Annotated in this window: 12 protein-coding genes and 2 pseudogenes; 7 read left to right on the top strand and 7 right to left on the bottom strand. The window is 46.3% G+C overall.

From position 1 onward, the window contains the following. Window positions 1-205: 205 nt before the first annotated feature. Window positions 206-1,546, bottom strand: coding sequence for a hypothetical protein (locus DSM2777_RS00565; protein WP_237087805.1), 1,341 nt, complete (start codon window positions 1,544-1,546; stop codon window positions 206-208). 271 nt (window positions 1,547-1,817) lie between these two features. After that, window positions 1,818-1,943: pseudogene (locus DSM2777_RS24355) on the bottom strand (IS30 family transposase); the annotation flags it as partial. Between the two features lie 246 nt (window positions 1,944-2,189). Between DSM2777_RS24355 and DSM2777_RS00560 the strand changes: the two are divergent. From DSM2777_RS00560 to DSM2777_RS00540, 5 genes are all read left to right on the top strand, one after another. Continuing rightward, window positions 2,190-2,594 carry a TIGR03757 family integrating conjugative element protein gene (locus DSM2777_RS00560; protein ID WP_061552873.1) on the top strand — a complete coding sequence of 135 codons (405 nt, stop codon included), beginning with the start codon at window positions 2,190-2,192 and terminating at the stop codon, window positions 2,592-2,594. Beyond that, the gene (locus DSM2777_RS00555; protein ID WP_061552872.1) at window positions 2,591-3,565 is read left to right on the top strand and encodes a TIGR03756 family integrating conjugative element protein; all 975 of its coding nucleotides are present in this window, start codon (window positions 2,591-2,593) and stop codon (window positions 3,563-3,565) included. Before DSM2777_RS00560 ends, DSM2777_RS00555 begins: the two co-directional genes overlap by 4 nt. Window positions 3,566-3,626: 61 nt before the next feature. Continuing rightward, window positions 3,627-4,991, top strand: a complete 1,365-nt coding sequence (locus tag DSM2777_RS00550) for an integrating conjugative element protein (RefSeq protein WP_237087859.1) — start codon at window positions 3,627-3,629, stop codon at window positions 4,989-4,991. Beyond that, window positions 4,991-5,338, top strand: coding sequence for a hypothetical protein (locus DSM2777_RS00545; protein ID WP_061552871.1), 348 nt, complete (start codon window positions 4,991-4,993; stop codon window positions 5,336-5,338). The genes DSM2777_RS00550 and DSM2777_RS00545 overlap by 1 nt, the downstream gene beginning before the upstream one ends. A 9-nt stretch (window positions 5,339-5,347) precedes the next feature. Next, window positions 5,348-6,874, top strand: coding sequence for a conjugal transfer protein TraG N-terminal domain-containing protein (locus tag DSM2777_RS00540; protein WP_061552870.1), 1,527 nt, complete (start codon window positions 5,348-5,350; stop codon window positions 6,872-6,874). 43 nt (window positions 6,875-6,917) lie between these two features. Here the strand turns inward: DSM2777_RS00540 and DSM2777_RS00535 are convergent, their stop codons facing one another. Both DSM2777_RS00535 and DSM2777_RS24825 read right to left on the bottom strand, forming a co-directional pair. Then, window positions 6,918-7,199, bottom strand: a complete 282-nt coding sequence (locus DSM2777_RS00535; RefSeq protein WP_061552869.1) for a hypothetical protein — start codon at window positions 7,197-7,199, stop codon at window positions 6,918-6,920. A 126-nt stretch (window positions 7,200-7,325) separates the two neighbouring features. Further along, window positions 7,326-7,879: pseudogene (locus DSM2777_RS24825) on the bottom strand (DinB/UmuC family translesion DNA polymerase); the annotation flags it as partial. Window positions 7,880-8,000: 121 nt separating this feature from the next. Here DSM2777_RS24825 and DSM2777_RS00530 point away from each other — a divergent pair. Beyond that, the gene (locus DSM2777_RS00530) at window positions 8,001-8,537 is read left to right on the top strand and encodes a 3'-5' exonuclease (protein WP_061552868.1); all 537 of its coding nucleotides are present in this window, start codon (window positions 8,001-8,003) and stop codon (window positions 8,535-8,537) included. A gap of 88 nt (window positions 8,538-8,625) precedes the next feature. Here DSM2777_RS00530 and DSM2777_RS00525 read toward each other — a convergent pair whose 3' ends face one another. The 3 genes from DSM2777_RS00525 to DSM2777_RS00515 all read right to left on the bottom strand — a co-directional run bounded on the left by DSM2777_RS00525 (window position 8,626) and on the right by DSM2777_RS00515 (window position 11,607). Next, on the bottom strand, window positions 8,626-9,735 hold the full coding sequence (locus DSM2777_RS00525) for an SAVED domain-containing protein (RefSeq protein ID WP_061552867.1): 1,110 nt from the start codon (window positions 9,733-9,735) through the stop codon (window positions 8,626-8,628). 102 nt (window positions 9,736-9,837) lie between these two features. Continuing rightward, complete coding sequence (locus DSM2777_RS23550; protein WP_071889845.1) at window positions 9,838-10,323, bottom strand: type II CBASS E2 protein; 486 nt, start codon at window positions 10,321-10,323, stop codon at window positions 9,838-9,840. Between the two features lie 6 nt (window positions 10,324-10,329). After that, entirely contained in the window at window positions 10,330-11,607 is a 1,278-nt protein-coding gene (locus tag DSM2777_RS00515) for a nucleotidyltransferase domain-containing protein (RefSeq protein WP_061552865.1), read from the bottom strand. A 278-nt stretch (window positions 11,608-11,885) separates the two neighbouring features. On the opposite strand from DSM2777_RS00515, the gene DSM2777_RS00510 reads away from it, so the two are divergent. After that, on the top strand, window positions 11,886-12,740 hold the full coding sequence (locus DSM2777_RS00510) for a WYL domain-containing protein (protein ID WP_061552864.1): 855 nt from the start codon (window positions 11,886-11,888) through the stop codon (window positions 12,738-12,740). Window positions 12,741-12,931: the final 191 nt, after the last annotated feature.

Here is a 12,931-nt window from a genome sequence, read left to right as displayed (position 1 = left end):
TACTTAGTTAACGCGGGCAGGCGAAGCGGAGCTATGAGCGCACTGCATCCTGGAAATTAATTATTCCTTCGATTTAATTTCCTTGCTTTTTTCTGTTGCGTTCTAGATCTTGTTTTTTGTTTTTTAACGTTAGACTTTAGGTTTTTTTCTGAGGGGTAATCCCCCGGCGATATTGGGTACTGATATTCTGTTCCTGAGAAATGTTTCACCCCATTAGGTTGAAGAATATTGAATTCATCCCTGTCTTTTTGAGCATTTCGTAATCTTCTTTCTCCCAACATGTTGTGTCTAAGTAAATCATGTCTTCACCACCGCCACCGGTTCTAGTCTCGGTCGCAACCCCTACTACAAAATCTATGGCAGGTTGGAGCAACTTTGTTGATGTACAATAGATGCGAAGAAGTTCTTGTCTATATTTTCGGTAATCCTCATAATTTTTGGCTTCTGGAGGGATTGGGACCAAAAGCCAGATATATCCATTTTGAACTATGGTTGGAGATAGTATTACGCGAGCAGCAAGTCTACTAGGATCTGATGATTCAATTTTCTCTAGTATTGAATTAGATAATACTCGGCGAGCAACCCTCCTCTCTGAGGCCATTATTTTCAAACCCAATATGGCATCTGATAATAAAATTTTCCTCTCATAGATTAGTGTGCCAGCTAAAGCATGTTTTCCAAAGTGCTCTATGAATCCGTCCCAAAAATATGATATTTTATCTTCTTTTTTTCCTCTTTTATATTGCGGGAGGCTTTTTAATGACTCGTAATGTCCTTCAAAGATAACTGCCTTTTGGTTTTCCTCAATATAAAATCCTGGTTCCTTCCCGCTGTGTGCGCTCATAAGATAGTGCGCAAGAATTTCTTCCTCTCCGGCCGCACTAGCAAGTTGCCCAGAAGATATGAATTTTTCTTTCTTTTCAATGTAGTCAACAAAATCGGAAATTGTATCCAACTCAGTGAGTATTATATCTAAAGCTACGTCATCAAAAACATGTATGAAAGATTTGTTTGCAACAGGGTGACCAATCATAAAAGGGTGTTCGAAATGCTCATTACCAGAAATTCCAGGGTTTATAATTAAGCTTCCTGATCCTCCTGCTAATTTTGAGAAGCGTTGAGAGGCATTTTTAGCGACCGCAATACGATGAATTTTTATTTCCTGTTTTGATGGTATTTCAAGAGGGAAAGGGGTAGTGCATTTTTTGTCTAGGAATAGCCTGTCTGGCCTATCTTTAATCCAGCTTTCTGCACCATATAATTGGTTCGCAGATTTTAAAACGGCTTTTTTTACCCACCGACTCCAATCAACTTTAATATTACCAGTATCTTTAAATCCAATATCCTTATCAGAGAATATTATTACATGCTTATCAAAAACAACCAATAAATCACAGAGCTCTTTACCATCACCATTAACGCTTTTCTTTCCTTCATTGGTATATATGTTAGGGTAACTCCATAGGTTAAGGAAAGATTTATTGCAAAGGTTAGCTAAATATCTTTCAGATTCATTAAAGCCATTTTTCTTTTCCAGCTCTGTCATTTTAAGTTCCTTCAAAAAGTGCAATCTGTAGATTATTATATTATTTAATTTATCGTTTTACATCGTAAAGCACAATTATATTTTTCTCTAATAATTTTTATCAACATGTGCAACCTGTATCTAAACCTAAGTATTTAAAAAAACAGAATCATGTAATGTTCTCGACTAAACTGCTCGCTGTTGATAAACACAATACTATGTTAGGTCCGCAGTCGGTTCGTAGCAGTTATTGTGCGCTTCTTGCTGACCGCTATGTGCTATGAGTTCAACCGATAATAGAAGAATGAAATCTGTCGAACATTCTGGCGATGTCATGCAGGGAATCACCTTGCTTATATCTGTCCCAGATAAACGCCTTTTGTTCCGGCGTGTAGAAAATGCGAGTTCTTCGTTTCATTGCAACGTCCCCTTTATTTAAGGATAGCGTTGCATCGACCCGTTGAGCTCACATCCGACAGCATTTGTTTTCGAGACTTTGTATGGGATATTTCCATACAGAATTGAAATACCTGAAGTGGCGTGCAGAGCAGGAGGTTGACCAGCAGGCCGGATAAATTTTCGTAGTCAGATATTGAGTTGTTTACTGACGTGAACAGCGTATCGACGCACCTTAGGCGGGTTATCCGCTTAAGGAGTGTTCTCTATGAAAAAACTCATCAGCTGTTTGTCGGCACTGTGCCTGTCTGCCAGTGCCTGTGCCGGCACCGTCATTTATACTGACAGTTCGAACCCCGTTGTCTCCCCCTCTCCCGATATTCCTGTGGTGTACCTCGATGCGCCCGAGCATGTTCAAACGAATATCTTTGGCACCCTCCCGGCAAATCCCGCCCTGGCTGAAAAAGAGGCCCGGGATGTTCTCAACTCACCCGCGTTCTCATCGCAACAACAGCAATTGACCAGCGCCTATCAGAGGGTGATGAAAGCCTGGTCACTGGGGCTGACCAAATATCCTGCGGTAGTGTTTGACGATAAATGGGTGGTTTACGGTACCACGGACGTCAGCGTAGCCATGCACCATTTGGCGGACTGGCGAGGGGGAAATCAATGATATTTTCTTCACCCCGTTCCCGCCGGCTGCTGCTGGCCACGTTGTTGACCGGCAGTGGGCTGTGTGCGGCCAGCGTCAACACGGCCAGCCTGATTTCCAGTGCAGCCAGCGTCTCCTGTATCGGCTGGAAGGTGAAGGGGATCTGCTATTGGCTCCTCTGCACGCCGTTTGGTTGCTCTGTCAAAACGTCCGTGAAGGTTGAACATTTCATCCCGGAAGCTGTGGTGTCAGCCTATTCCGGCCCCGGCGATAATCCCTGGACGGAAATGTCAGCGGTCAGCGGTGCGGCCGGCAGCGGAGAAAGCAGCGTCATCGGTTCTCTGAGCGGCTTCAGCGCGGGCGGGGGACAACAAGTAATGAAGGCCCCCGGGCTGCGTAAACAGAATCTACATTTTCACTATGCCGATGCCTATGGCCATCCGGCCACCACGCTTATTGGAGGACAGATAGCAGGGTACTCCTGCAAGTCCGCCGCCACGCCTTTCGTTCCTTACTTTGTCAGTTCGCTCGATGCGCTGGTTTGGCGAAGCGGCCTGCCGGAAGGCCTGTACCCGGAAGCCCTTATCCCCGGACAGCGTGAGCTGGGCAGTCAGGCCGGGGCCAATATGTGGGGAAACATCTATCCGCGTAGCGGTTTTGTCACCCAGGAGGACGCGTATAAGTCCGCAGCCGTCGTCGCCCAGCGCGTGGCCGATGTCATCACCCGCACCGGCCAACTGCACGTCTACCAGCCGCTGGTAGGCCAGCAATCCCCAGGCTATTGGCCACCTGCACCGGTGAAAGAGAATACCGGTATCCAAAACCATAAATGGCAACGTCTTTCTCCGACGCTCTCGACCACCTGTGCAGTCTTCCCCGACACCGGCGCGACGGTTTCTCAGGACGGTAACTATGCCTGGGCACTCTGGCAACCTTACAGCTGCTGTAAACGCCGCGGTCAGACCTTCCTTTCCAGCACTGATTTTTCGTGAGACTCACACTATGACAATGCTAAAAAAAGTCCCTCTCGCTCTCCCGTTGACGTTGCTGGTGATGTTCGCCAGCGGCACACCCAATGCATACGCTGAGGTCACCACCCCTCCCAGCGGCGCTTCTGCCAACGGAGCCATCAGTGACGGCCTGTTTTATTCCATTGGCGGCGGCTCGGTCATATCGCCACCCGCTTCCCGAAACAGCATGACGCGTCTGGGCATGAACGCCGGCATGAGCAGCGACCTGATGTGCGGTAATTTTGACCTGAAAACGACGGTAGGTAATCAGCTTAACGGTGTGACCAGCGGCTTTAAGGATCTGATGGGCACCGTGATGCAGGGGGCTACCGGCGCGGTCTCCAGTATGCCGGCGATGATTATCCAGCGCGCCAATCCCGGGCTGTATGAAATGCTGACCAACGGCGTGCTGCAGGCCGGACTGAGTTTTGACAAGGCCAAACTCAACTGTCAGAACATGGCCAATAAAATGGCCGATTACACGATGGGAAGCAAGTGGACGCAGGCGGCCGTCACCGAGGAGTACAAGGATATTGTCGCCTCCAGCGACGGCGATGCCGTTAGCAGCGACCAGAAGCTGCAGAAGGCGACGGGTGAGGAAGGTGCTACATGGATCGGGGGCCAGAAGCGTGGCGGCAAAGGCCAGCCGGCAATCAAACCGACGCATGACCTGGCCAAGGCTGGTTACAACATGATGAACAACCTGCCGGTGACCAGCAACAGCAGCGTGGGAGCTTCCAGCTGTAACGGGTCCGTTTGCCAGCGTTATCCGAACTCCGAGACTGCTGCGAGCGCGGTGGTGAAAGTGCTGGGTGACAGGTCGATTAGAACTTGTCGTGATGCCAGCGAGTGCGGCGGCGGCGGCGATGAAAATGCCGCCGGCAGCACGGTCGCCGGTACCGGCTTTTCACCGATACTTGAAGATACCACTAAAGAAAACCTCGAGCAGTTAACCAAACTGGTCGGGGGTTCTGAAGCGCCGACTACCGACAACCTGGCCAAGCTGAAAACGGGCAGCCTGGTCGTGACCCGCGGCGTGATCCAGTCACTGAAGGATGACCCGGACAGTGCCGCACTGGTACAGCGCCTCGCAGGAGAACTGGCCATGTCTGACACCGTGGAACAGGCGTTGACAATGCGACGCATGCTGACTACCGGCCAGTCTGAACCCAATGCGGCCGACCAGCCGGAAGCGCTGGCCGAGGGGGACCGTCGCGTTGATGCGCTCGACCGGGAGCTGGCCGCGCTGAGTAACGAAATGGCATTGAGAAAGTCCATCAGCAATAACAGTCTGCTCACGACCCTGGAACGTCAGGGTGTACGCAATCAGGACAGCCGTCTGCAGCAGCACAGCGGAAGTCAGGATCAGGGATTCAATAACATGAGCCAGAAATCAGGAGCACAATAATGACGATACCCGTCTCCCCTCAGCGTCGTTTTGGTCGTACGCGCCGTTTCGTGCTGGCTTTTCTGGTTATCCTCGCGCTGACTGTGGGGCTTTTCTTCATTGCCTCAGTGTTGTTTGAAGTCGATCCGGATGGGCATAAGGTGCGCGACTGGCTGAGTGCAAGCCGGTACGGTCTGTTTGTCTGGCGGCTGACAATGTATACCGGGCTTTGCTGGGCCTGGTTTTATGTTGTGCGACCGCAGGTTGTGAAGAAATCTCCGGGTCAATCACTTCATCGCCTTGAGTGGATGGCGGCAGGTTTTATTATCGTTATCGAATTCGCCGCCTGGCGTTCCGTACTGGCATAAGGAGGCGTCATGACGGCCAACAGTTTTCTGGAGTACTTCCTGGTGTTGTTCGGCTGGATGCTGAATAACGCCCTGTGGAACATCCTTATTAGTACGGGACTTTTCGCGCTGCCTCTGGTTTTCAAGGTTCTGGGTATCTGGTTGAAGGTGCGAGAAGAAGGCGCCGATGAGGGGAATAAAGGTGTTCTTGCACTGCCGCGGGTTGAGCACGCGCTCTACGTATCATTTTGCGTGATGCTGTTCTGCTGCATTCCGCTGTTGCCGGTCGATATCAGCACCATTAAATTCGATACTTCACGGGCGAAACAGTGCGGTGTAAGCGTACCTACGCCCCAGAACTCCGGTTACAAGGGGCTGGTTAACGACTTTGACGGCAAGACGGCAGAAGTCCCGGTCTGGTGGTATCTGTTGCATATGATATCCAAGGGCATCACCCAGGCGATGATTGCCTCGATCCCCTGCGGAGACCAGCTCCGCCAGATGCGCTTTGACGTGCAAAACACCAAAATTCGCGACCCTATAGTGCTGCAGGAAGTGCAGGACTTTGCAGATCAGTGCTATTCCCGTTCTTACTTCAAGCTTAAAAACAGCAACAGCCAGCTGAGTGACGCAACAATCAATTCAGTAGGGTGGATAGGCAGCAGCTACTTTCTCAATACCAGTGGTTACTATGATTATTACACATCGACCAGCCCGCGCAGCCAGTGGCCGTATGACAATGCCCGGGACAGCGGCTATCCGGATGTGGGAAAAGGTGGATATCCGACCTGTAAACAGTGGTGGTCTGACGGCACTAATGGCCTGAAGGCCCAGGTGCTGGCCAATATGGATGAGTCGACTAAGGCTGAGCTACAGCGGAAATTTAGCAAGGATCAGTGGGAGGAGATGGCGCTGCGCTGGCTGGTGAGTCCGCGCAACGTTGGGCTTTCAGGCAGCGGTGAGACTTATGCTACTGGCAGCAGTGATGTGGGCTCAGGTCTGGCTTTTAACGTGACCCGTCTCGTGTCGACAATTGGTGTGGGAATTAAGCAGGCGGAAGCGTTGCCGGGGTTTGATGCACTGAAGCAGGCGTTGCCAATGATACAGGCACTACTGGAGATGATGATTATCATCGTCATCCCGGTATTGATGATGTTCAGCGCTTATGAGCCAAAAACCGTGGTGACCATTTCGTTTGCGCTGTTTGCGCTTATGTTTATCACTTTCTGGTGGGAACTTGCGGGCTGGCTCGATGACAGGATGATTACCATTTTGTATGACAGCATGTCAGCGCAGGGCATATCGAACAGCAGTGTGCCTTTTGCAGAATTTACCAGTTCAACCGCCGATGGCTGGATTATGAACCTAGTGTTGGGGAGTATGTACGTTGTATTTCCAGCATTTTGGGTCGGCACACTTGGCTGGGCTGGAGCGAAGATTGGTAGCGTAGTTGATTCAGCTGTGAGTGCCGGGTCTAAAATGCCACAACAAGCAGGGAGCGAAGGGGGAAAAGCTGCTGTAGATGCTGCTAAAACTGCGGTTAAAAAAGGGGGTTAGTTATTAATTTTATGTTGAAGAGCCAGTAAGAAATTTTGGCTCTTCAATCATACATTTTTACCCCATTTTCATAATATCCGTAACCTTGTGAACCATTCTGCCAACCATTGCTATTCGGCAAGTCATCATCAATATTTGAACTTCTGGTTGGTATTGCACTTACGATTACGGCCGCAGCCATTACGCTTCCAATTACTACATCAACAGAACCTAAAAGCAGATTACGACCTAATTCTTTGTAATCAGATTTCTTCATTGTGAATTTTGCCCGCTTCCTGGTGCAAATTTCTTCCAAGTCTTTCGGATCAAAACCTTTCGAATCCATGCTCTTCACGCTCTGGTTATAAATCACTCATGCCAAAATATCATGGCCTGCGAATAGACTCAAGTTAGTGCCTTGCCATAGGAACAACGGCCCGGGGCTGATTGAACCAACATCTGTCCCTCTGGTTTAGACTTTTACACGCATCAAATCACTGAAGCGTGTCGTGTAAGCTGGCGAGAGCATCTAACGCTTCATCCCAACTCTTCTGAATACCATGTCCGGCAAACCATGCACGTCCCTTTCCGCTGTATATTGATGCCGTCGAGCAAAGCCATCAACTGTTCACTGTTAGACCCGGCTTGTACTCATCGAAAAGACCAAGTTGTGCGATGCCTTGACCCTAACATCATACCGCATTTCTGGAACCTGTGGCCGTTCTGACAGAACGCATCAAGGTATTTGGTTGTGGCGGCAACGATATCCCGACTATCTTGTGTCGGTATATATAATTTAGTGCCGGTTGTCTTACTGTAGTAAACCTCATTCACGGCAAATGGGCTCGTTTTGATGAATGCTAAAATATAGTGACAATATTGATGTTAGCCCCGGATTTTTTCTGCCACCCGTACGGCGTGGCTGCATATTGCTTCACACATCATATTATATTCAGTAACCCAGTACCTGAACGACCTGGAACATACGATCTGCTGCTTCATCGGAGCAAACTCTTCAAGCTCTAAGTATTCGCATTGTGCTAATAAATAGAGTATTACTCAGTAGAGTATGCGTACTTTATTGTGGTTTGTTAATAAATATACTGATGGCATTTCTCGCGTATCTACTAAAAGGATTAGTCAAAATATGAAAAATGAAGAGCTTTATATTTCAGTGGATGTTGAAACATCAGGTCCCGTTCCTGGTGAATTTAGTCTTCTATCCATTGGAGCTTGCTTAGTTCAGGAAACGCAATCATCTGTTTATCTTGAATTACAGCCCGATAGTCTTCAACACGATCCTGAAGCACTGGCTGTCACAGGGATAAGTCTGGAGTATCTTCAGCAAAATGGGCTTCATCCTGCGGAAGCGATGATGCAACTTTCAAATTGGATTAATTCGGTTAGACAGTCGGGACAAAAGGCTATCTTTGTCGGACTGAATGCTCCGTTTGACTGGGCGTTTATTAATTATTATTTCTATAAATACCTTGGTCATAATCCATTTGGATTTACTGCCATTGATATTAAGGCCTATTATATGGGGCTTACGGGATGTATTTGGGCTGAGACCAAATCATCATTTATAGTTAGCAGGCTTCACCCTGAAAGCCGCCCTAGCCACAATGCTCTGGATGACGCTCAGTTTCAAGCCGAATTGTTCTCGTTAATGATTAACAGGTGAAGTAGTGCATTAATGAAGTGATTTTTAGGTCTGGGAGGGTGATCGTGCACCGCATGTTTTTCATGGAGCGAATATGCTACATATAGGCCTATTCAATCGCTTCCGAATGCAAAAGTCGCGTTACAAATCCACTGTCTTCGCGGCCGTGTGTCAGACCGTATATACCCCATGGGTAAGGATTATTATTAGTTTTTTCATATTGATAAACAACAATTTCAGGCATATTTCGATTATCGTAACGACGGCCAAGATTTAGAGCGATACTACTTTGTGCTGCCAGAACCAGATGTATCGTTTGGATTCCCTGAGAGGATAGGAACTTAACTTTTTCAGCAAATTGCATCGAGAGTCGGCGTTGTTTTGTCATCGACCAATGATTATCAAATGAATTCGTTTCAAGCATCAGATGCTCAATGCCCATACGAGGAAAGCTTCTCTCAACTTGCTCTTTACTAACCCTGTAAGAGCAAGAAACCATTAATACTATTTCATTCGACGTCACTGAGTGGATTGTTTCGTGGAGAAAACTTTGCCCGTCATCAGCGTTTGCAGCTGAAATTGATTTCCAGCAATCATTTTCACGGTCCCAGTCAAACACATTAACATCCCCTTTATCATCAATTATATTCCCCAGAAGAAAAGTAAACGGAATAGGAAGAAAACCACCGTATGCAATCTGGGTTATATTCTGCTCGCCTTTTGAGAGAAGCTGCACAAGATTATCCTTGGCGGGTAGTATCTGCCGTTTGAAAGTGCTTTCAGGTTCAATAATAACTCCGTTCCGTATTTTCTGGGTGATATCTATCTCGATTGGATGAATTGTCCCTTTTAAAACAGTTTTAACAAATGTTACTAGACCGGTACCTGATGTGGTTCTTAAACCATCGCCTGTGATAAGTATGATGCGTTTGAGAGAGTTTTGTTTTATTGCCTGTATCTCATTAATAGCAACCAAGGTCAGCCCGCAAATAATTAATACGATGGCTAATCCCGGCACGATATAGTCCAAGAGGAAATTACTTTCTGCTGTACCAACACTAAGTGTTCCCCAACTAAATTTTCCGGTGATAACAAAACTAATCGCATTCTGTCCGGCCAGAATGGTTGCTCCTGTAGCCATAAGTACATATCCAGGGCGCTTTTGACGGGTGAAATAATCAATAATTTTAGAAAGCTGCTGTTTCCAGTACTCGTTCATTTTTGTTCCCGCTAGCTAGTAGCATCGCTATTTAAGGAGAAATTACCAGATGATTAGACCGTTCTCAAACAAAGCTACGGACGTTTCCGGAGAATGGTAGCGTTAGTCGTCATAATAGATGCCGGCATCATCGTCATTAGGGTGTGCTCCTCCGCCTTCCCATTTCCCAGAGAATAGCCATTGCTCAAAATAAAATAGCCACAAAGATGCCCAAGGAAGGACGGTTTCACTTAGTAAAAGTTGTGGTCGCCACTCTGCATATTTGTCAGGGTGTCTTTTTCTTGGCAAATAAAGACAAAGCTGTGTTCTTTTTAAATGTGGCAGTGTTGCGTATGTATGAGGGATCTTTGTTCCTTGGGAAAGCTCCTTAAGGACAGGGGACAAAACATAACAATCCGGTGTTGACGGGGGAGAATACTCCACTCGAATCGTGTACTCTCTACTGAATGGACCCGGTGAAAGGATGCCCTCCCAGACAAGTTTTTTATTTTTATCCGTAATATAGCACCGCGCATCAGGGAAGCGAGCGCGAAGTCCGTGGTACTGTTCTGCAAGTGTAAGGCGTCGATTAGGCAAGGATATATTCATTTGCGATTAGTCCCCAAAAAAAGTATTTTTTTGCATAGCTACCGAGGACAGGGAATTTTCGCCATAAAATGTGTTAGCTGGCATTGCCCTTGCTACTGAAGAATTAGCTGCACCCGCTGTTAGGGCTCCTGTGATGGCGGAAGCTCTTAATTCACTATTATTACGGGCTGTACTGATTCCTCCAAGCATGGCTTCACGCACGGCTTTAACTGGTCTTTCACCGAAATATTGGCTGAGATTATTGAGCAACTGATCTTCACCTACAGATGATGCAATCTCTTTGATGTTATCTATTGCAGTCCGATGCCATGAGGCAAAGTTATTTTTGAGTTTTTCACCTTTCCCACCCTCTGCAATATTCCATTTCTCAGCAAAATTCTCTGCTGGCATGCTGGGGTTTGCCACAAAATATAAGCCGGATCTGTATCCGATAAAATGTGGCATCAGTTCGAGTACATCGAGGATCGCATCAAAGTCAGTTTCATAGGTTCTGGCTTCGTCGCAAATATGGTTATAGGCATGAGCAGCAAGAGTCGTAATGATTGCTGATATAGGTTTCAGGTCCACACATTCTTTTCCTTGGTCAGCAGCCCAGACATCTCGATGGCGCTTGAAAATCTGCACAATGCGGTTAAGGAGTTTCTTCTGGGTGTGATCGGGTAACGGCCTGACCGCCGCCGACTTGATAAAACTATCGCACGCGACCTCAAGCATAAGAAATAGAGGAGTTTTCTCGGTGATGCTATCGAACCAAGTCGCATAACCTGCTGGATTCGACTCTTTCCAGTTTCTAAGGCGTGAATCAGGAACCAGAAGAGGATGATTTTCTTCTGAGGGATTGCTACTCCAGTCAATCCCAGGGGTGATGTCAAGATGATATTCACCTGCGTACATGATGCGGTAGCCTCTGGGAAGAGGGTTCAGCATTTCACCATATGTCCCGTGGTTAGCAAGACGCTCACGAACTGCTTCTAGTACCTCCGCCCAACCTGTAGCTTTGCAAGCATTAGGTAAGTAGCAAAGGAGATCCACGTCATACTGTTCGCTTCCTTTAGGCCTAACTGTTGTGTTCAGCCTTACGCTGCCCTGCGAATAAATCTCAGCTCCAGAGAGGATTGGGTTTTCTCCTTCGGCAAGGTATGTCCCCACTGTTTCATAGGCTCTTTTAATAAGGCTGTATTGTGTTTCCGACAGATCCAAGCTTTCCACGATGGAACCTAGGAAATCGCCCACATACTGCTTTTTTTCTTTACTTAGCTTTAAAACCGATGTCGAACTGTTCATGAACGTGCCCTTAATATGAGTTCAATATCATGTGTTGAAACGGCTTGTAATACAGTACATATAGACGTGCTTCGAGTATCTGCCATCTGCACGAGCGTCCGACCCTCATTGACAACCTGAAAAAAGTAACTTCCCAGTCATCAACATCCCCTTGTACGAGTACGTAGCATTGAGGTTAAGAACATCTACTGTTAAGATACATCTAGTAATGCTACTAGTCTACTAACTATACGCATAATTTTTATACCCATAATGTAATTTCAGGAAATTATTAAGAAATGATTGAGAAAACTACACGTACTGGCCATTGGGGTCAGGAAAGACGACTTGAGTTCATTGATTTTCGCCTGCTATGGGAAGGTCGCCTTAATCGTGCAGATATCACGGCATTTTTTAGAATCTCTGTACCACAGGCCTCGCTAGATTTAGCGAAATATCAAGAAATTGCTCCGAATAATATGGTGTACGATCGTACCCAGAAGGCTTACATTCCAAGCGCAGATTTTAAATCTGTGTTCGCAACCTTTGACAGTAATCATTATTTGAACGAACTAATTGGCCGTGAAAATGGCATATTGGCTCCTACTGAAAGTTTCATTGGATGGGTTCCCCCAGTTGCCAGTCTCCCCCTACCTGCCAGGAAGGTACAGCCGGAAATACTTATTGATTTAATTCGTGCTATGCATAACCAACAGGCATTAGTTGTTGATTATCGATCAATGACAAATGAAGTAGCTATTCGTACGTTATTACCGAATGCATTCGCGCATGATGGTAATCGATGGCATATCCGCGCTTATTGTTTTAAGTCTGCAATGTATAAAGATTTTGTTCTTAGTAGATTTTTTAAAATTATTGAATCAATAACATCACCGACGTCAGTGCCACAGGACACGGATTGGAACTCATTTATTGATGTTGTAATAGGCCCAAACCCTCATTACGACACTAACAAACGATTGACCATTGAACATGATTATCAGATGATAAATGGTGAGGCAAAAATCCGCATACGCAAAGCACAGTTATATTATCTCAAACGTAGATTAGACTTGGATATAGAATGTAATACTTCCAATGATGATAGGAAACAGATTGTCATGTTAAGAATAGAAGATGCACAATCGCTATGATGGAAAATAACATAAATAAAACTGGAGTAAAGAATGAATAAATAATATTATTTTATTTTCTTGTTATAGTAGACAAGAAGGAATAGTTTCAGACGTTGTGGGAAATATTAATGAAAAAAATGAACTTCAGGTTGAACGAGTTATATCAGGTATTACTTATAGTCGAATATCCTAAATTTCCAATTTCATTG

The sequence above is a fragment of the Obesumbacterium proteus genome (assembly GCF_001586165.1).
Taxonomy (GTDB): Bacteria; Pseudomonadota; Gammaproteobacteria; order Enterobacterales; family Enterobacteriaceae; genus Hafnia; species Hafnia protea.
This window is presented reverse-complemented; position numbering and strand designations above follow the sequence as displayed.